General features: G+C 58.2%; 17 protein-coding genes. 4 read left to right on the forward strand and 13 right to left on the reverse strand.

All coding sequences use genetic code 11. The features are described from left to right. Positions 1-97: 97 nt before the first annotated feature. From G439_RS0107780 to G439_RS0107810, 7 genes are all read right to left on the reverse strand, one after another. Positions 98-2566, reverse strand: coding sequence for an ATP-dependent Clp protease ATP-binding subunit (locus G439_RS0107780; protein WP_026459521.1), 2469 nt, complete (start codon positions 2564-2566; stop codon positions 98-100). 461 nt (positions 2567-3027) lie between these two features. Continuing rightward, the gene (dtd, locus tag G439_RS0107785; RefSeq protein WP_022868619.1) at positions 3028-3453 is read right to left on the reverse strand and encodes a D-aminoacyl-tRNA deacylase; all 426 of its coding nucleotides are present in this window, start codon (positions 3451-3453) and stop codon (positions 3028-3030) included. After that, complete coding sequence (gene ygfZ / locus G439_RS11575; protein WP_022868620.1) at positions 3453-4694, reverse strand: CAF17-like 4Fe-4S cluster assembly/insertion protein YgfZ; 1242 nt, start codon at positions 4692-4694, stop codon at positions 3453-3455. The genes dtd and ygfZ overlap by 1 nt, the downstream gene beginning before the upstream one ends. Beyond that, complete coding sequence (locus G439_RS0107795) at positions 4687-5340, reverse strand: heme-binding beta-barrel domain-containing protein (RefSeq protein WP_026459522.1); 654 nt, start codon at positions 5338-5340, stop codon at positions 4687-4689. Before G439_RS0107795 ends, ygfZ begins: the two co-directional genes overlap by 8 nt. A gap of 377 nt (positions 5341-5717) precedes the next feature. Then, positions 5718-6626 carry an ABC transporter permease gene (locus G439_RS11580; RefSeq protein ID WP_022868622.1) on the reverse strand — a complete coding sequence of 303 codons (909 nt, stop codon included), beginning with the start codon at positions 6624-6626 and terminating at the stop codon, positions 5718-5720. Between the two features lie 6 nt (positions 6627-6632). Next, a complete protein-coding gene (locus G439_RS0107805; protein WP_022868623.1) occupies positions 6633-7397 on the reverse strand; it encodes an ABC-2 family transporter permease in 765 nt (254 codons plus the stop codon). Then, positions 7394-8428 carry an ABC transporter ATP-binding protein gene (locus tag G439_RS0107810; RefSeq protein WP_026459523.1) on the reverse strand — a complete coding sequence of 345 codons (1035 nt, stop codon included), beginning with the start codon at positions 8426-8428 and terminating at the stop codon, positions 7394-7396. Before G439_RS0107810 ends, G439_RS0107805 begins: the two co-directional genes overlap by 4 nt. Before the next feature lie 128 nt (positions 8429-8556). Here G439_RS0107810 and G439_RS0107815 point away from each other — a divergent pair, with 128 nt between their 5' ends. From G439_RS0107815 to G439_RS11585, 3 genes are all read left to right on the forward strand, one after another. Next, complete coding sequence (locus tag G439_RS0107815; RefSeq protein WP_022868625.1) at positions 8557-9936, forward strand: sensor histidine kinase; 1380 nt, start codon at positions 8557-8559, stop codon at positions 9934-9936. Positions 9937-10028: 92 nt separating this feature from the next. Further along, positions 10029-10703, forward strand: a complete 675-nt coding sequence (locus G439_RS0107820; RefSeq protein WP_083940834.1) for a response regulator — start codon at positions 10029-10031, stop codon at positions 10701-10703. Between the two features lie 46 nt (positions 10704-10749). Beyond that, positions 10750-11349 carry a TetR/AcrR family transcriptional regulator gene (locus G439_RS11585; RefSeq protein WP_083940829.1) on the forward strand — a complete coding sequence of 200 codons (600 nt, stop codon included), beginning with the start codon at positions 10750-10752 and terminating at the stop codon, positions 11347-11349. A gap of 38 nt (positions 11350-11387) precedes the next feature. Here the strand turns inward: G439_RS11585 and G439_RS0107830 are convergent, their stop codons facing one another. From G439_RS0107830 to G439_RS0107845, 3 genes are all read right to left on the reverse strand, one after another. Continuing rightward, positions 11388-12137: an NADPH-dependent F420 reductase gene (locus tag G439_RS0107830; protein ID WP_022868628.1), complete on the reverse strand. Its 750-nt coding sequence runs from the start codon at positions 12135-12137 to the stop codon at positions 11388-11390. A gap of 132 nt (positions 12138-12269) precedes the next feature. Beyond that, positions 12270-13196, reverse strand: coding sequence for a hypothetical protein (locus G439_RS12790; RefSeq protein WP_243442568.1), 927 nt, complete (start codon positions 13194-13196; stop codon positions 12270-12272). Positions 13197-13818: 622 nt separating this feature from the next. After that, a complete protein-coding gene (locus G439_RS0107845) occupies positions 13819-15108 on the reverse strand; it encodes an adenylosuccinate synthase (protein WP_022868631.1) in 1290 nt (429 codons plus the stop codon). 396 nt (positions 15109-15504) lie between these two features. Between G439_RS0107845 and G439_RS0107850 the strand changes: the two genes are divergently transcribed. Then, positions 15505-16056, forward strand: coding sequence for a hypothetical protein (locus tag G439_RS0107850; RefSeq protein WP_022868632.1), 552 nt, complete (start codon positions 15505-15507; stop codon positions 16054-16056). Here the strand turns inward: G439_RS0107850 and G439_RS0107855 are convergent. From G439_RS0107855 to G439_RS0107865, 3 genes are all read right to left on the reverse strand, one after another. After that, positions 16019-16885 (reverse strand): MerR family transcriptional regulator, encoded by an 867-nt coding sequence (locus G439_RS0107855; protein WP_022868633.1) that lies wholly within the window; start codon positions 16883-16885, stop codon positions 16019-16021. The genes G439_RS0107850 and G439_RS0107855 overlap by 38 nt on opposite strands. 383 nt (positions 16886-17268) lie before the next feature. Further along, entirely contained in the window at positions 17269-18255 is a 987-nt protein-coding gene (gene rlmB / locus G439_RS0107860; protein WP_022868634.1) for a 23S rRNA (guanosine(2251)-2'-O)-methyltransferase RlmB, read from the reverse strand. 165 nt (positions 18256-18420) lie between these two features. Further along, positions 18421-20193: an alpha-glucosidase gene (locus G439_RS0107865; RefSeq protein ID WP_022868635.1), complete on the reverse strand. Its 1773-nt coding sequence runs from the start codon at positions 20191-20193 to the stop codon at positions 18421-18423. Positions 20194-20296: the final 103 nt, after the last annotated feature.

Here is a 20296-nt window from a genome sequence, read left to right on the forward strand (position 1 = left end):
CCGCACGCTCACACTCCCTCCCCCTCGCGCCGAGAGCAGACTTTATGGTCGAAAAATCCGGTTTTTGGACCATAAAGTCTGCTCTCGGCGGAAAAGGTTACTGGCCGTTGAAGGTGAACTTACGGTCCGGGCCCTCGCCCTCGACACCCACAGTCACAACCTGGCCGGCGACAATCTCTCCGAAGAGGATTCGCTCGGACAAAGCATCCTCGATCTCGCGCTGGATTGCGCGACGCAACGGGCGGGCACCCAAAACGGGGTCGAAACCAAGATCAGCCAGCAGGTCACGCGCCTCGTCGGTGAGCTGCAGGTGCATCTCCTGAGCCTCCATGCGCTTAGCCAGCTTGGCAACCATGAGATCAACAATCTGCTTAATCTGCTGCTTATCGAGCGGCGGGAACACAATCGTGTCATCCACACGGTTGAGGAACTCAGGGCGGAAGTGCTGCTTGAGTTCTTCAGCGACCTTGGCTTTCATACGCGAGTAGTCGTGCGTCATGTTCTCAGCCGACTGGAAGCCCGTGAGCACACCCTTGTTAATGTCACGCGTACCCAGGTTCGTCGTCATGATGATCACGGTGTTCTTAAAGTCCACCTTGCGGCCCTGCGAATCGGTCAAGCGACCTTCTTCCAGGATCTGCAGCAGCGAATTGAAGATATCCGGGTGAGCCTTCTCAACCTCGTCGAAGAGAACAACTGAGAAGGGCTTGCGGCGAACCTTCTCGGTGAGCTGGCCGCCCTCGTCGTAACCCACGTAGCCGGGAGGGGCACCGAAGAGGCGCGAGGCCGTGTGCTTCTCAGAGAACTCAGACATATCGAGTTGAATGAGGGCATCCTCGTCGCCGAAGAGGAACTCGGCCAACGCCTTCGCCAACTCCGTCTTACCCACACCGGTGGGGCCAGCGAAGATGAAGGAGCCACCGGGACGGTTCGGGTCCTTCAAGCCTGAACGTGTGCGTCGAATCGACTGCGACAGGGCCTTGACGGCCTCATCTTGGCCGATGACACGCTTATGCAACTCGTCTTCCATGGCCAGAAGCTTCGTTGTTTCCGTCTGCGTGAGCTTGAAAACGGGGATGCCGGTGGACATTGCCAGAACCTCGGCGATTTCCTCGTCCGTCACCTCAGCAATCTCGTCGCTTTCGCCGCCCTTCCAGGCAGCTTCCTTAGCCTTGCGTTCCTCGCCCAGCTTCGACTCTTCATCGCGCAAAGCCGCAGCCTTCTCAAAGTCCTGGTCGTCAATGGCCGACTCTTTATTGCGGCGCACCTCGGCGATCTTTTCATCCAACTCGCGCAGCTCAGGCGGGGCAGTCATGCGGCGAATACGCAAGCGGGCGCCGGCCTCGTCCATCAGGTCGATGGCCTTGTCTGGCAAGAAACGATCCGAAATGTAGCGGTCCGCCAACTCTGCCGACGCTTTAATGGCCTCGTCAGTGATGATGACGCGGTGGTGGGCCTCGTAGCGGTCACGCAGACCCTTGAGGATCTCAATGGCCTCATCGACGCTGGGCTCATCAACCTTCACAGGCTGGAAACGGCGTTCGAGCGCCGCATCCTTTTCGATGTACTTGCGGTACTCGTCATTCGTGGTCGCACCAATGGTTTGGAGTTCGCCGCGAGCCAGCATGGGCTTGAGCATCTGAGCGGCATCAATCGAACCCTCAGCGGCTCCCGCTCCGACCAGCGTGTGGATCTCATCAATGAACAAGATGATGTCGCCGCGAGTGCGGATCTCTTTGAGGACCTTCTTCAGGCGCTCTTCGAAGTCGCCGCGGTAGCGCGAACCAGCCACCAGCGACCCCATGTCGAGGCTGTAAATCTGACGATCCTTAATGGTCTCGGGGACGTCACCGTGGACGATGGCCTGAGCGAGGCCCTCCACGACGGCGGTCTTACCCACACCAGGTTCGCCAATGAGCACCGGATTGTTCTTGGTGCGACGCGACAGAACCTGCATGACGCGCTCCATTTCGGTGCGACGCCCAATCACCGGGTCGAGCTTATTTTCGCGCGCAGCCTGGGTGAGGTTGCGGCCAAATTGCTCAAGAATCGCAGAGTTGGAACGCTCCGGACCTCCCGGGCCTCCAACACCGGCGCCCACAGACTCGCGTCCCTCTTCATCGCCGCGCTGGTAACCCGACAGCATCTGGATGACGGTCTGACGCACTTGCGCCAGATCTGCACCCTGCTTGGTCAGGACCTGGGCTGCCACACCCTCGCCCTCTTTGAGTAGGCCAAGCAGCAGGTGCTCGGTGCCAATGTAGTTATGTCCAAGCTGAAGGGCTTCACGCAGCGACAGTTCGAACACGCGCTTGGCGCGCGGCGTAAAGGGGATGTGCCCTTCCACCGGCTTCTCGCCAGCACCAATGATTTCGGTGACGCTTGCGCGCACCTCGTCGCCCTTAATATTCATGGTTTCCAGGGCTTTGGCGGCCACGCCCTCGCCCTCGGTAATCAGACCGAGAAGCAGGTGCTCTGTGCCGATGTAGTTGTGCTTGAGGCCGCGCGCTTCGTCCTGTGCGAGGACGACGACTCGGCGTGCCCGGTCGGTAAACCGTTCGAACATGAATGCTCTCCCATCACTGATGGCCTCTCCCCCGGACAGTTGACCGGTTCGAGCCATCTCACTGGGATTAACCCTAGGGGCAGGTCTGCCGCCTGCGCGCGTTAGTTCGCCCAGGGCGTGAGGGATCAGCCGTTACTAACCTCCCAGGCTTTCCCCGCACTGACGATCTAACGCGGTGTACATGTTTGACGAACTCTCCACAAGCTCTGCAATGGTGCGAAGCATCTGTGCTCGGTCCCTCATCTGCTGGCGCCACAGTCGAAGAAAAGTCTGCTGCCGCCTGACTGAGCATCTGCGCCTGTTGAGTCAACTCGTCTAAATCGATATCGATCCGTTCATTGACCGTGCTGCTCATGCGGAAAATATCCTTTGGCTTTCGGACCTACCCCTTGAAATTCAGCTTTAGCGTATCGGCTATACCAACTAAGCGACACCGTACCGGCACACAAGTTACGCTGGCATTAAGCCTCGACAATCACCGTGAACGGCCCGTCGTTGACAAGCTCCACCTGCATCATGGCGCCGAAGCGTCCAGTTGCAACCTCGATGCCGCGGCCTCGTAAATCAGCCACCACCGCGTCAACGAGGGGTTCGGCCTCGGCCCCGGGAGCTGCGTGCAACCACGACGGCCGCCTGCCCTTGCGAGTGTCGCCATATAGCGTGAATTGAGAGACGACGAGGACGGGCGCACCCACATCTTCCACGCTGGCCTCGCCCTCAAATAGTCGTAGTTCGGCGATTTTTCGGGCGACAGTTGCAACCTGCTCGGTTCCGTCGCCGCGCTTGACACCAAGCAACACCATGAGCCCTGGGCGGTCAATAGCGCCAACAACTTCGCCCTCGACACTCACTTGGGCGCGAGTGACTCGCTGGATGACGGCTCTCATCAGCGGGCCCCCAAGCCGCCAAGACCACCGGCAGCTTTGACGTCATTGCGTCGCAATTCCCGGTTGAGGTCAGCCCCGGGACGCTGGGTGGGCGACACTGCGGACTTGCCGTCGACGGGAATGATGAGTTCTTGGGCGCCAGCTACTCCGCCCAGATCGAGGACCTGGTCGGCGGGCAGATTGCGCGCAACGAGGGCGAGGGCGATCGGCCCTTCATCACCGTGGCGAGCCACCGACGTCACAACGCCCATCACCCTTCCCGCAACTTCGATCTTGTGGCCAGGTTCTGGCAAATCTGCGCGCAAACCATCCAACTGTAAGTAGACGAGGCGGCGCGGGGGACGCCCCAAGTTCAGGACGCGGGCAATGGATTCTTGACCGCGGTAGCAGCCCTTATCGATATGGACAGCGGTGCGCAGCCAATCCAATTCGGCTGGGATCGAACGGTCGTCGGTGTCTACTCCGACGCGAGGCCGCCATGCGGCAATACGGACGGCCTCCCAGGCGAGCATTCCCGCCATCATGCGCCGCTTCCCGCCCTGCCCCGCTGCCAGCCATGCGTCAGCAAACTCTTTGGCGGCATTGGCATCAACAATGTGGAGCTTCATTTGGAAGCGTTCGCCTGGGTGGCGTCCCTGGAAGTATTGGGTGCCGCCCTCGGTTACCCCTGGCCACGGGTCATTCCAAGTCAGGCGCAATCCGGGAAGGTCTGCCCGTTTTTCCTCCAAATCCGAGGCAGCCCCTGCTTGGACAGCCGAATCGGCGGGCTGGTCGCCCTCGGAAGTCGACGAGGTGCGCCGCGAAACGGAACCGAACACGGTCATGTCCTTGCGCAATTCGACCTCTACGCGCAAAGCGAAGCGCATGGAATCAAGGAAATCTCGCAACCCAGGGGCGTGGTCGCCCTCGGTAATGAGCCAGGTGGTGTCCCCATCGTCGACGACGCCGGCAGCATGCTCGATGCGCCCCTCAGGCGACAGGACGAGTAATTCGCGAGAGTCCCCCGGGACCATTCCGGTGATGACCTGGCTGGTGATGTTGGTCAGCCACGTCTGGCGGTCGGGGCCGCTGACGGTCACGACCCCCATATCGGAGCGATCAACGAGGCCGCGGCCGGCTTCTAGCGCCCACTGTTCGCCAATCGGATCGCCGTAGTGCTGAGGCGTTGCGTCGGCGAAATCGGCTTCCGTCGCGGTGAAATCGTGTGAATTGGTGGTTGCGTGTAAGCGATCCTCAGACAAGGAAACCGCCCTGCTCTGCTTCGGCGTCAATGCCTTCGATGGTTTCTCCCGACTCAGTGGTGGCCTGCTGCGTACGCATGAGGCGACCCGAAATCTCGACTTCTGCTTCTTGGCCTTCAAGGGTTTTTTCTTGAGTCCACATGAGTTCACCGGCGACCAGGCCGAACATGCGGCCCAGATGGGTGATGTTTCGCGCCGAGGCCGAACGGGCCACAGCGTCGGACACCATTTGCACGCGCGGGCCCACGCCGACGCCTGCCCACAGCACACCTAAACCGTCGGTGGTGGCGCCAGTGGCCGTAAATTCTCGGGGCTCGTATTCACCGGGGGGCGGCAGGTGGCCAGAACCTGGCAGCACTGAGACGTACAGGGTTTCTTCGCTGATGAGCTCGCCGCGCCCAATCTGGCTCAGGCCTTCGGCGGAGTCCCACGTCGGATCGATTTCAGCGCCCGGAGCGGGGATTCCCGTGTAGACGGTGGTGGTTAGGCGCATCTGGTCGCCGCAGATTTCGCTTCGGATTTCTTCGACCACTGCGGTATCGGCTTCTTCGCCTTGGCCGGCGAGCATGCCCCATCCTTTCCAGGTTCCGAGCATCCATGCGACGGGAGCGAGGGCGGGGGGCAGATCTGCGGGTATGACCATCATGCCCCCACCCTAAGCGACCCCCGCGAGGGACGCACAAAAGTTCGCCGAAGGACGCCCATAAGTTCGCCGAGGGACGCACAAAACTTCCGCGAGGGACGCACAAGTTCTTCCCGCTCACCATTCCACGGACCTCGCTGCGTCGGGCGTGGCGCTGGCTCCCACCGAGATCCACCGTTACGCGCCGACGCCTGCTCGTCTACGAACCGGCGTCGCCGCATAACGGTGGGCACGGGTGCAAAACGGTGGGCGTGGCGGCGTAACGGTGGGTATGGATGAGTCCTGAAAGGAGGGCCCGAAGCGAGCAGACCCAGCGCCTACCGATAAACCTCGCGATTCACGGTCCGCTACAGCCGGCCGCAGGCGTTAGTAGAACACCCTCAACCACGCCGCGCCAGTAGAGCAGCCAAAGACCACCACAACAGTGCTGAAGCACCAGTCCAACCCAAGATCGGTGCGATCCCCTGCCAATCCAATCCACCAGCATCTGACACGGCTGTAGATCCGAGAACCAACGCCCGCGTTACCAAGGAGTGCGGCCACAATCCCGCGAGCGCCGGTAGCTTCGCCGATATTCCCAGGCCCACGAAAGTCGCCACAAGGCCCAAACCAACCGGCCCACCAAAGGATCGCAGCTTCATCGACAGCAAGGATTGAAAGGCGACCAACGGCAACGATGCAACAACACCAACAGCTCCAGAAACAACCATTTCCATAGGAGGAGCCCCGTCAAGCCTCAATACGACAAAGCCGCTCGCCCATGTCAGCACAACTAAGGCTATTTCCATGACGGCTACTGGCAGCACACATACCAGTGTCTTTGCCAGCACCACCGAAGATGGGCTGGCGGGTAGCGTCGCCATTGCATTCCATGATGTTCCCCGATTTTCAGGCCTCCACGAGGCCGCACAAATCAGAGCAACGCCTACAGAAAAGAAGAAGAGGGAGTAGAAGATCCCCACCTGGCTGGCATATGAGTCCCAACCTTCGGTCAAGACCTCACGATTACCCCGATAGTTGACGCTGCCTGTGATGACCGCCAGCAACGGCAACAGGAAAGCAAAGATCCACACCAACGAGCGACGCAACTTCAGAGTTTCGGCGCGCATGAGCGCCCAGAATGGCGTGCTCGAACGTCGAGTGGCAACGTGCGAACGGGATAGTCCTTGGCAGTGATGACTCTGGATGCTCTGACGAGATGACGCTGCGCCGCCAGGCATCGATGCATGAATAGGGGATGAAGAGGCTGAGGCAGATGCGTCAAGTGGAGCAGAGTTTGGAACAGACATGGTGTTTCACCTCTCAATACGATTAAGACGAGCAGTGACGAGCCCAAAGATCGCCATCCCTAGAAGGCAGAACCCTGCGATCCACCACCATGCGACATCTGTGTAAACAACGGCCTGGGTCCCCGCGTCCAGATCTCCTACTTGCATGACGGGTGTGATGAGCGCCCAGTATCCCCAGGGAATGAGTCGTGCCAGCCAGGGCGGTAATAGCAGCGAGAACACTGCGATAAACGAGCCCAGGAATCCGACACCAATTCCAACAATTTGGTTCTCCACTATCGCCGAAACCAAGATGTGTAGCCCACAGGCGACGAGGTCGATGCATAGAAGCGCCAGCGCATAACCGCCCCATGCATTGAAATTCGGCTCAGCGGCGGGGCCAAGGGCGTGAAGTGTCAGCATCGGTACTCCTACCGTCAGTATCACAACGGGGATCAGGATGGAGCTGAGGGCCACAAGTTTGGCCCGACACAGACGCCCCGGTGCCAGGCCTGCCGCAGCAGACATGGTCCATCCTCCACTTACGTGCTCGACCTCGGTGAGGCGCGAGGCAAGAACGGCTACGAGGATCGGCGAGATTATTGCTGTTGTCAGTGTGATCACCAGGAGCAAGCTTGGCCAAGGATCTTCGGCTTTTGCGACTGTCGACTGAGACGAGGGTGCCGACAGAGCCAGTCCAGCACCCACCAAAGCTAAGGCGATGGGCCACACCCACAGGCGCCGCATTTTCTTTATTTCGAGGCAGACGGCTGTTGCGAAGGAGGTCATCATAGCTCCCCTTCCTGGCCTGTCAGGTTGATGAATACGTCTTCAAGGCTTTGGGGTTGGCGTTTGACCTCGTGGACGGCGATGCCAGCATGCACAAGCCTGCGCATCATCTCAGCGACATCGTCAGGGGTCAGTCCGGACAGTACCAGCCCGTCGGGGGTGTAGACGATTGACGAGGGCGAGCCTTCCTCGCTCACCGCCGACTGAGGCTGTTTTTGGTGGGATGAGAGAGCGGGAACCTGCGTCGTTTGAGGTTCCGCACCCAACCCAAGTCCTTCGAATATGTGTGTTGGTACGTCCTGGGGATGTGGTGTCACGATTTTGGTGTCAGGTATGGATCGCTCCATGAGCTGCTTGCGGCTGCCTTGGAAGACCATGTGGCCTGCGGACAAGATGCCAAGCACCGATGCCATTTTGTCGATCTCGTCAAGCAAGTGGCTTGAAACCATGACTGTCACTCCTTGCTCCGCTAGATCGATGAGCAGACTGCGAATCTCTTCAATTCCTGCAGGATCGAGGCCATTGGTAGGCTCGTCGAGGACGAGCAGCTGTGGACTGCGCGCCAAAGCCATCGCAATGCCAAGACGCTGTTTCATACCCATCGAGTAGGTCTTAACTAGGCGATTTTGGTGTTCGGTCATTCGTACGAGGGCGAGAGCACGGTCGGTGGCACTTTTGTCGAGCCCAAGCATCGTGGCAACGAGGCGCATATTTTCGGCTCCGGTGAGGTGGCCGTATCCAGGCGGCTGTTCGATGAGTGATCCTGTGCGGGCCATGAGTGTTGCACGGTTGCGTGCGTTGAGTGGGAGCCCTAGCAGTTCGACGGTGCCTCGCGTGGGTGCGAGGAGTCCGAGCAGCATTTTCATGGTGGTGGATTTGCCTGACCCATTGGGACCGAGGAATCCGTAGACGCAGCCTGCTGGAATTGCGAGGTCGAGGTTGGTAACTACGGTGCGCGCACCGGTGCGTCCTTTGAAGGTTTTGGTGAGGCCCTGGGTTCGCACGGCCCAGCTTTCATGTGTCTGTGTTGTCATGACTTCTAGCGTTGCCTTTTGCGCCTAGCCAGTCATCAGACTGTGGGGTGACTTTGAGGCGATGCATGTTTGCTGGGTTCATACCGTGGTAGGACGAAGATGCCTATGGGGGTTATTAGGCTCGGGGTATGAACGGATCCAGGGTCGAGACTGCGGCTGACCAGCAGCCATACGCATCTGTGTTTTCGCGCATGAGCGCGTGGGTGCGGAAGCTGCCACGTCCTGCTTGGCAGGATTTTCTTGCTGCTGGCCTCATTGGATACACGTCGTTGTGGAACTCTCCTGATTCCTCTGAGGATGGGGTAGCTGCATTCTTGGGCAGTGGTAGTCCGGCGGGCGCTTCTGGCATTTTCCTGGTTTTGGTGGTTGTGTCGGTGGCGGCTGTGATGTTTCGGCGCGTGGTTCCTTCTGTGTCGGTGGCCGTCATTGGGGTGTGTGGGTTAGTCCACGTTCTCTTCTACGATTCGCTGTCTTTACTGATCGTGGCCTGCGCTTTGGTCGGAGCTGAAACTGCTGCTAGTCGCATGCCTCGCCCTCTTGCATGGGTGGCGCTGGGATGCCTGGCTGTTGGCACAGCTTTCGGCGTGGTTTATGTGGGTTATGTGGGCGCGGGCATGGCAATGGAACCAGCCCGAGCTGCGGTGTTGGTGTCCATTAGTTTGGTTTTTCTTTTGGCATCTGCCTTGGCGGGTTTGCTAAGGCGAAGATCCCGTCAACAGCGGGCAAAGACCATTGAGCGTCTGGAGATGCTCGCAGCCCAGCAAGAAACACTGCGCCGTTTGGCGGTAGCTGGTGAGCGCACACGGATTGCTCGCGAAGTTCACGATCTTCTTGGCCATTCTTTAGCGGTGATTGGGATGCAGGCGGAGGGAGCCAGAGCAGTATTGGCGTCGAATCCTTCAGCAGCCGAGGATGCACTGGGAGTCATTGGGAAGACCAGTAGAGATGCCATCGCACAGGTCCGTAGTCTCGTCGATGTTCTGCGTTCTGACGAGGACGACGAAGCGATCCAGAACAACACGGGCAATGAGGACAGTGAAGTCTCTGAAGCAGTGCTTGACGCACACGCGTTTCCTGGCGATTCTTCCCCACATGGTGTCGTTGACGATCTGCCCGCCCTCGTATCATCAGTGCGTTCAGCCGGCGCAGCCGTGTCCTTTTGCGCGACTATTACCCACTCTGTCAGCAGCGAGGTTGGAAAATGCATCTATCGAGTGGTTCAAGAGTCTTTAACCAACGCTGTCATTCATGCTCCACACCATCCCATTGACGTCCAGGTTCGCATCGACGGGCAAGCGTACGTCCTCGTCACTAATTCAATGTTGCCGGACCATGCGGATGTGGATGATTCCTTGCAAGTTCGAAGAGGAATGGGGGTTGAGTCAATGAGACGCCGCGTGGAATCCCTTGGTGGCATTTTTGATGTGGGCGTTTTAGATGGCAGTTGGCGAGTTGAGGCCACGATCCCAGGCGAGTCGGCGCAGCGTGAGAGTGGAGGCCGCAAGTGAGCGGTGCAAACAACGAAGCCACTCCACTGGCGAAGGAAAAGATTAGGGTCGCCCTCGTCGACGACGAACCTTTGGTGACCGCGGGACTGGCAATGTTGTTGGGCGCGCAACCTGATATGGATGTGGTGTGGCAGGCTGACAACGGCCAGGAGGCCCTTGATAAGGTCCACCAGCGGCCCGTCGACGTGATCTTGTTGGACGTTCAAATGCCTGTGCTAGATGGAATCGAAACGACGCAACGGCTCGTTGAGCTTGGAGTCAGCGCACGCATCGTCATTTTGACGACTTTTGACACGGATGGATACGTGATCGGAGCGATCGAGGCGGGCGCCAGCGGTTTCTTATTGAAGAATAGTGAACCCGCTGCGTTGGTTGATGCGATTCGTACCGTTGCGGGAGGCGATTCCGTAATTTCCCCCAGTCCAACCAAGAGGCTTTTCACCGCTCTACGTCAGCCGTCGCAGTCGGTTGTCTGGGACGGACGCGCCCCATTAGAGCCCAGGTCTGCACCGGCGTTTAAGACGCGAAGCGACCAGCAGCTTTTGGCTGATCTCACGGATCGCGAGGTCGAAATCCTCCAGCTCATCGCACTGGGATTGACCAACCAAGAGTTATGCGATCGTTTGTGGGTGTCGATGACGACGATCAAGACTCATGTTTCGCATCTTCTGGCTAAAACTGGAGCCCGAGATCGCGTGCATTTGGTCCTCATCGCTTTGCGCACTGGTGCCGTCAAGCTCGACGACGTGTTAGTTCATCAGTCGTGAGTGCACGCGCACCAGCGACACCCTCGTTCGCGCTAGGGTCATCCTCATGAGCCCCTCATCGACAAACATGGATGCGCCCGGGCCGGTCCGCAAGCTTCGAGCCGATGCCGCGCGAAATCGACGTAAGGTGCTCGACGCTGCCGCGGCCGCCCTCGAAGAACACGGGGTCGGATTCTCTATGGAAGCTGTTGCGCGCAAGGCGGGCGTGGGCGCAGGAACCTTGTACCGCAACTTCTCCACCCGCGACGACCTGGTGGCCGCAGTCCTCGAAGATCAGGGGATGAGCGCACCAAACATTGATCCCCGCTCGATTGGAAGCGGACTCGACGCAGTCACTGCGTTGGATCAATGGTTGGCTGTCCTGGCGCGGTGGTTCACCACATATGAGGGGCTGACGGGGTCATTGCAGCGAGCGGTTGATTCACCCCAATCACCCTTATCAATGCAATGCCATGAGGTCATCGCACGCTTGGATGAATTGATTGATCTTGCCCGCGCTGACGGACTCATCCAGCCCAAGGTGACGGGACGCGACCTTTATTTGGCTGCTCTTGGCTTAGCCTGGGCAGCTCAGCATGGAGGAGAGTCGGACCATTTCCTTGAGCTTTTTGCTCTCGGATGGAAAGCGGATCCGCAGGAAAACTGATTCAGGGAATCTACTGCCTGATCGTCGGCTTATCTGGCTCATTCCATGTAGAGCAGTCTGGAAAGCTCTGTCCCCCACTTTGCTGGAGGATTGACACCTTTGTTCCCGCTCATACGTTCAGCCGCAATCGCGACAAAGAGGTCACGCAGCCGCGGCGCCCTTTCGGGGTCTGCTTGTGCGAGGGCGTCCACTAGTTGGCTGAGTGTTAGGTCTGTGCCGTAGGCCGGGTTGCCTGGCTGCTGGCGCCATGACTGCGAAATAGGACCGGCGGGGTGAGCATCGAAGCCGAGTTCTTTGACGAGGTTGCATGTTGTCTGGATGTCTTCGGGACGGTCGGCGGACACGGGTAGAGCAATGACTCCGTCCGTCCAGTTGACGCGGCCGCCACTGGCAAGGGATACCGGGCCGATGGTGTTGAAAACTTTGACGATGGGACGGCCGAGTTGGTTTTGTACCCATTCGCTTTCTACGGTGCCGTCGGGGATGAAGTCTTGCCCGTCGCGGCCCGGGTAGTAGTTCGAGGTGTCGATGAGGGTGGCGTCCTCGTTCATATTTTGGGCGAGCTGGCGGTACTTTGGCAGGACGTTCATGGGGATGGACAGGATAACGAGGTCAGCGCCCGCGAAGGCTTCGTCGGGGGTGCCAGCGTGAGCACCGTGCGTGAGGAGTTCCGCCGGTACGGCTTGGGGGCCGCGTGAGTTTGCTGCGGTAACGTCATGTCCGAGGGCGGAGAGCGCTGAGATGAGAGTCCCACCGATATTTCCGGTTCCAATAATGCCGATTTTCATGTGGCTGCTCCTTGACTACAAACATAAACGGATGCATCTTCCGCTTAGTTGAGACTATACGGACACATCCTCCGGATACAACTTGGGCGTCCCTCGCGGAAGTTTTGGGCGTCCCTCGCGAGAGTTATGGGTTCAGATGCCGCCGATGCGGATCATGGCATATACGGGCACAGCGGCAACCAGGAACTTTGCGGCGCCTCGACTCAACGCCCCAATAGGAGACTGCCGATTCTCATGATCCCCCAACAGCCCATCAACAACAATGATCGCCAACGCAACGGCAACACCCGTGCAAATTCCCAACACAATAATTGCTGCCAGCTCCCCGACCGACCTCGCCAACCCTGGCAAGACGACCGGCAGAAGCATTGCCGACGAGCCAATCTTCCAAGCAACGACCGCTGCCACGAGCCCCGCCACAACAGCACTGATGAGAGCCGACACCGACTGAGCTCGGAAAGTTCGACCAATCTGATCTCCCCACACCACCACTGCCACAACAAAGCATGCCATTGGCACGGTGACCGACCAGCGTTCCATAGCATCAAGAGCCAACCAGGTCGCTCCGCCAGCAACAATGAGTAGCGCCGTCACCGAACTGGCCAAGGAGGACGTCAACGAGGTCGAAGCCCACAGCCTGTTATCCGGCTGATAATCAACAGTTGGCCCCTCTTGTCCGTCTGGTCCGGGATAAATGTTGTGAGACTCGGGCGCCGACGCGGTCATAATCGTTGAAACGATGACAGCAACCATCGCTAGCCCTAGCGCCGCCGTTGCAATCCACAGATCATGAGCTCGTGAGACCGAAAAGGGGATCACCATACCCGACACTGCGATGCAGATTTGGGTCGCGGGACGGATCCGAACTCCTGTCAATGCGGGCCAACCGAAGGCCAGCAAGATTGCAGCCAGGCCGACCACTGGCCCAAAAGTCCACTGTGAGCCCGGCAAATACCACGTCGCAGTCGCAAAAATCGCCAAAAACAGGACCGTAATCGCTGAAACTCTCACCGAGGTTGGGGTGGTGAGTTTGTCGATAATGAGCTCCGCTAAAGCCATAGGGTCCGAGGCCGGGCGCCCACTCTGAGCGGTGCCGCTCGCATGTGCGCCAGCTCGACTGCGAGCGGTTGTTCTGCTGCGCCCTCGAGTGGAGTTTTTCGATTGGGCTAGCATATCGGCGCGTCGCCTGGGTGGCTCGTTGGGTTGGGGCTGCTCTTGGCTTGTCACTGGCACATCGTCCCACAAGAAAGCGTTTGCTAGGTAAGGTCTGGCCCCCGAATACCCAAAATGAAAAGAAACAACGGCACTTCGTGAGCTTTCGCATCCGCTTCGAGGTGCGCACTCCAGCTCAGGGCCCGTATGCTGGTTGAGCATCGAGTCGCTAAGCCCCGGGCTCCAAACTCTGCCGCTACGAGCGGCCTTCGCGCCGACAGGCGCTTTCGGCTCGGTGCCTCACTTCCCTCTTCGCGCAGGATCAACATGGGCATCATCGCTGAGTCCGCGCTAACAGTTGGGCGCATCATCCTTGACTCTGCCAAAGCCCTGTGGGGTCACTGGCCCAAGCTCCTACTTCGTTTCTTCATCGGAGCAGTCCTGCCCGTCCTCGTCAACTTAAAGAACAGGGTGCCCAAATTCGCCCTCGTCGATAAGAGGAAGAATCTGGGCACCTGTCATTTTATGCTCACGCCTGGTCGAGCAGCGGGTAACGCACGATCGTGGCTTCGCGGCCCGCGCCCACACCAATGGACTGGATACGGCACTTGGCCAATTCTTCAAGACGCAGAATGTACGCCTGCGCGTTCGCCGGCAGTTCCTCAAAAGTGCGGCAACCCGTGATGTCTTCTTCCCAGCCGGGCAGCTCCTCATAGACGGGCACGGCGTTGGCAAAACCCTTTTGATCCAAAGGCATCTCGTCAGTGCGCACGCCGTCGACCTCGTAGGCAACGCACACCGGAATCGTCGGATAACCCGACAACACGTCAAGCTTCGTCAAGCAAATATCGGTCAGTCCGTTAATGCGCGTCGCGTAGCGCATGACCACCGAGTCGAACCAGCCGGTGCGGCGGGCTCGACCAGTTGTCACACCAAATTCGCCGCCCTTTTGGCGCAGCGCCTCGCCAACTTCGTCGTCCAACTCGGTGGGGAACGGGCCTTCACCCACGCGAGTCGTGTACGCCTTGGATACGCCCACAACCCGGTCAATGCGAGTCGGGCCCACGCCGGAACCTGTCAGAGCGCCGCCAGCCGTCGGATTCGACGAGGTCACGAAGGGGTAGGTGCCGTGGTCAATGTCGAGCATGGTGGCCTGCCCGCCCTCGAAGAGGACGGTCTTGCCCTCATCAAGGGCATTGTTAACCTCCAGCGACGCGTCGCAGACCATCGGGCGGATCTTGTCGGCGTGAGCCAGGAGTTCTTCGGTGATGACGTCCGGGTCGAGGACGGCCATGCCCACCGAAGCGAAGACCTCGTTCTTAGGGGCGAGAGCCGCCGCAACCTTGGCTCCCAGAGTTTCCGGGTCGAAAAGGTCTTGGACGCGAATGCCAATGCGGTTCATCTTGTCGGCGTAAGTCGGGCCAATGCCGCGGCCTGTGGTGCCGATGAGGTTGTTGCCGCGGGCCTTCTCGTTGGCCTGGTCCATCAGCTTGTTGTAGCTGGGGATGATGTGGGCTTCGGACGAAATCTTGAGCTTGGAAACGTCAACGCCACGCGAAGACATCTCATCGAGCTCTTGGAACAGAACGTCGATGTCAATCACGACGCCGTTACCGATGATAGGGGTGACGCCCTTGGACAGGATGCCTGCGGGGAGCAGGTGGAGGGCGTACTTTTCTCCGTCGATGACGACGGTATGGCCGGCGTTGTTACCGCCGTTGAACTTGACGACGACGTCGGTTTGCTGGCCGATTTGGTCGGTGGCCTTGCCCTTGCCCTCGTCGCCCCACTGGGCGCCGAGCACGATCACGGCTGGCATTGGTATCTCCCGGAGTTTGACAATCGCGCGACGGTGGCCGCACATCGGCTAAGTTTAGCGGGAAGATCCTTCGTCGGGCAGGACCTTCCACCTCCCCCGAGGGACGCCCATCTTTCCCGCGAAGGACGCCCAAAACTTCGCCGAGGGACGCACAAGAGTCTGCCGAGGGACGCCCAAGCTGCTAAAGGAAAGAGCTACCGACCCGATCTCACCCCACCTGTGCATGAGAGAATCGGGAACATACGCAATAGTCCCGGTGTTGTCTCCCCCCCAACCCACAACACCACCACCGAATCAAAACAAGCCCGCCACCGCAGTCACAGTCCTACTCCTGAGCCCCACTACAGCCCACGAACTTTCTCACGACCACGCCTCGACCTCGTCCAAGGAGACGCAATGCCCAATATCTCCCCCGCCCTGCGCCTCCGATCATCACTAACCGGCAACGACGCTGTTGCACTAGCTGGAACGGCCCTGGCACAAACAGGATTCATCCCATCGGACTGGAATTTCGACGAGGCCTGGGCTGGGGTCGACGGCTGGCAGGGCATCATCCTTCAGGAAGGCAGTTCGTCGAAGACCTTTGCCGCTAATCTAGCGGTCGAAGCGGCCCCCATCCTGGGAGTAGCCCTGTTAGCCGCGTTCCCATCAATGCGCAGACAGCACGGCCTCCTCCGGGTCGCGGTCGTCGCTCGACCGGATCTTGCAGGGGGCTGCGAAGTATTGTGCGCCCTCGTCGATAAGGAGGGCGCGTCATCTCTAGCCTTCGCCGATGAATTCGCCGCCTCCGCATTTGACACGGTCACCGCAGCTTTTGCTTCACGCAATGCACTAACCGCGAATCCTGAAGGTGTTCGCACTCTCAGGCTTCCTAAAGGTCACCCCTTGCATCCACAAACCTTGATTCCTCTCAAGAAACAGATGCGGAAGCAGAAGAAAAAGCAGTAACAACCTCCACGCTGCGCTCCACACACCAGTCCTTGGTCTTGCAGGAAGGACAGGTGAGTTTGCGAGCCTTGGGCGAGTGACTTGCCAGGTTAAACTCCCAGAATCTCGGCTGGAACTCTTGGCGGCAATGGGCACACACGTACCGTGCGGCCCGATGGTAGGCCCACACCAATTCACCACTAATCACTAACGCCAACGGGATTGCGCACAACAGGGGAAGCCAATTTCCTGTCTGCCAACCGATCAAAATCGTCACGATCCAAACCTGGCTGATGATGGCTCCCTCGAACAGCATCTTGCGTTTGATCGACTTCAGTACCGATCGTTTCGCAAGTATCGTCGAGGTCGGAGAAATCCCGGTAATGGCTGGTGGGGAATTGATAGTTGCCTCTTCGTTGACACTGTTCTCATTGACACTGCTGTGTTCTTTCATGTCTGAGCCGGTGAACGCGTCATCCTTCCCACCATCCTTGAGGCGGATAATCATTCGGTGAATCTGGTCGAGAGTTTGACGATTCTCCTCTGCCTCAAGCAGAAGCACTTTTTCTTGTTCCTCCAAGAGGCATAGTAAAACGCGGGTGTCTTCAGGTTTTTCGACGACATCGCCAATTACTTGCAAGCTCAGACCGAGATCCTTGAGTAAACAGATCGTATGAAGCTTTTCAACGTCAGCCTGCGCATACATGCGTCGGCCGCCCGCCGAGCGTTGCGCAGGCGGAAGCAAATTTTTCTCGTCGTAGTACTGGACCGTGCGCACCGACACTCCACAAGCTTTGGCAATCTCACCTGTGGTGAAGAATTCGGATTCTTCAATGGGATAGCTGTTCACGGGCTTCACCTCCTTCACCGCCTACTCAAGAACATTACGTCGCGTAACAATCAAGTGTTTTCAGTGTTTTCTTTGAAATTCCCGGTCGTCACGCGGCGTAACGTCGACAAGGCGATGCGTGTCGAGGTTACGCCAAGCTTCGAACCCCAAGCTCATTTCTGCGCGGTTTTTGTGTCGCGCAGGATGTTTCTGGCCTGAAAGCAACTGCATTCTTCAGTCCTGGCATCAGACAACCCGCAAAAATAGACACAGTCGCGCAGGCTCTGGTTGATGCCTGCTAGTAGCAACATCCTATTTGCGCAGGTCAGAGGGACAATACACAAAATCCAACGCCAGGTCAGCCCAACGACTGTGTCTAATTCTGCGGGTCAGACTCAGAAACCTCACCCTTCCTGGCGCGCGCGACGCACCGAATCCACCTCATATAGGGCAATCCCTGTGGCAACAGCCGCGTTCAACGACTCGACGCCGCTAGAAATTGGAATCGACACAATCTGATCGCAGGTTTCACGAACCAGTCGCGACAAACCAGCGCCCTCGGCGCCCGTGACCACAACGAGCGGACCGTTTGCCAGCTCCAGATCACGCAGTTGCGCATCCCCGCCACCATCCAAGCCAACAACAAAGAAGCCTGCCTTCTTGCATTCTTGCAGAGCCCGAACCAGGTTTGTCGCACGAGCAACGGGCACACGGGCCGCAGCACCGGCCGACACCTTCCATGCCGTCGTATTCACACCAGCCGACCGACGTTCAGGAATGATGATGCCGTCGCCACCAAAAGCCCCAGTCGACCGCAGCACAGCACCCAGATTGTGCGGATCCGTCACCTGGTCTAAAGCCACCAGCAGAGGATCACCAATCTGCTGCATGGAGTCAGCGATCAGGTCCTCGACTTCGTAGTATTCGTAGCCGCGCACCTCGACGGCCACACCCTGGTGAACAGCACCGTCCGTAGCAACATCCAAGTCGCGGCGAGTCACCTCCAGCACGGGAGCACCCATTCCAGCAGCCCGTCGGATCACCTCTTCGACACGATCATCCTTGACATTGTCGAGCACGAAAACCCGCTCGACAGGGACGCCGGCGCGCACAGCTTCAGCCACCGGATTACGTCCAGCAATCAGCTCGTGGCCAGCCGGGATCTTGATGGATGACTTGGCTCGTGCTCGCGCAATTGCAGCTTCCTGAGCTTCACGACGCTCACGTTCGAGCTTGCGCTTGTGAGCCGGATGGTAGGTGCGATCCTCAGCTTTCGGGGTCGGCCCCTTACCTTCGAGGCGACGACGCGAATGCCCACCGGTCCCAACCTGGGCACCCTTCTTCGAACCGGGCTTGCGCACAGCGCCCCGGCGTCCAGAGTTTCCGGCCATGGTATTCCCCTTACGTTCAGGTGAGGCCCGCCCTCGTCAATGTTTCCGGTGCTTTTCGCGTGGAGGGTCGAGGTCGGGGCCTGCTGCAATAGGTACCAGCCTACCGGGCGCCCACGGCGAACACCTCAGTCCATCACCGCGATGCGGCCAGGGTCACGCCGGCTGTTAAACAGTAGACGGATCTCCCCGACCAACATATACACGGGCCTCCCACGGTTCCAGAATCTGATCAAACTGATGAGCCACACCAATATTTCCAAGGATCTGCAATAGGCCGGCAGTATCTTCAAGGTAAATTGACGGTTTGACGCAGACACTTGAAAGATTAGCTACAACTACCACCTGTGAATCAGCGAAGGCACGTCTGTAGGCGTAGACCTCCGCTGAATCGGATTCGAGACGTTCATATGTGCCCAAGGCAACGGTAGGCAGATGATGACGGAACCTGATGAGCTGACGGTAGTACGAATAAACCGATGACGGGTCGTTAATCTGATCGGCTGCATTGATCTGAGCACAGTTCGGATTGACGCTGATCCAAGGCATTCCTGTAGTAAATCCTGCTGTGGGCAGATCTGCCTCCCACTGCACGGGGGTCCGCGCATTATCTCGCCCCATCGCCCTCAGCCCAAGAAGAACAGAGTCTTCATCTTCGCCTCGTTTGATCGCTTCTCTGTAGTAGCGCAGCGATTCAACGTCACGGAAATCATCCATTGAGGAAAAAGCACTATTTGTCATCCCCAATTCTTCACCCTGGTAGATGTACGGGGTACCACGCAGGAAGTGGAGGACAGTCGCAAGCGCAGTAGCTGATTCGTAGCGTAAAGATTCGTCGCCGAAACGTGAGACCGCGCGGGGTTGGTCATGATTATTGAGATAGAGAGAATTCCATCCGCGTTCAGCCTGCGCTTGCTGCCACTCATCGAGACTATCCGCGAGCTCACCGGGTCTCAGAGGACGCGCACGGAACTTCCCTTCTTCGAGACCGAGGTCAACATGCGCAAATTGGAACACCATGTCGAGTTCACGTCGATCAGCATCCGTGAATAACACGATGTTGTCTGTGCGAACACCTGGAGTTTCCCCTACTGTCATGGGAACATCGCGCCCATTTTCTATTCCACCACGCCCATCGAAAACCTCCCGGTGCATTTCAGCGAGGAACTCATGGAGCCGCGGGCCCTCACTATAGAAGGGGAATCCATCTCCGTAATGATGCTTGGGTAACACCTGACCATCGGGAAGCGCTGGATCCTTCGAGATGAAATTGATAACGTCCATACGGAACCCATCGACCCCACGATCCAGCCACCAGTTCATCATCGTGTAGATAGCCCGGCGGACATCCGGATTTTCCCAGTTGAGATCAGGTTGTTTTTTGTGGAATAGGTGGAGGTAATATTCCCCCGTTATTTCGTCGTATTCCCAGGCACTGCCAGAGAAGAAAGATTCCCAATTATTCGGTTCAGCACCGGGTGTACCGGCATGAAGATCAGGGCGTGCCTGCCTCCAGTAGTACCAGTCTCGTTTGGGGTTGTCTATTGACGATCTCGATTCAATAAACCACGGGTGTTCATCCGACGAGTGATTGACAACCAAATCCATGATCAGTTTCATCCCACGGGCATGAACGTCGCGTATTAAATTGTCGAAGTCCTCAAGGGTTCCAAAAATAGGGTCAATATCCTGATAGTCACAAATATCGTAGCCATTGTCTGCCTGCGGGGAACGGTAGATCGGCGACAGCCACAAGACATCTACACCAAGTTCCTGCAGATAGTCCAGCCGTGATCGTATGCCTTCAAGGTCGCCGTACCCATCACCATTGGAGTCTTGGAATGAACGCGGGTAGATCTGGTAAACCACTGCGCCTTTCCACCAGTCGTCATGGTTCAGGCCTAGCACTTGACCTTTGAATGGCTCTTCTGAGACGAACATACTCCACCTGCTTCACAGAAAGATCGGAATGGAACGCATGAGAAAATCCGGTACTGATTTGTTTGTCGCACCCACATTATTTATTCGGCTGTATGTTCCGGCG

Source organism: Schaalia vaccimaxillae DSM 15804 (assembly GCF_000420425.1).
GTDB classification, from domain to species: domain Bacteria; phylum Actinomycetota; class Actinomycetes; order Actinomycetales; family Actinomycetaceae; genus Pauljensenia; species Pauljensenia vaccimaxillae.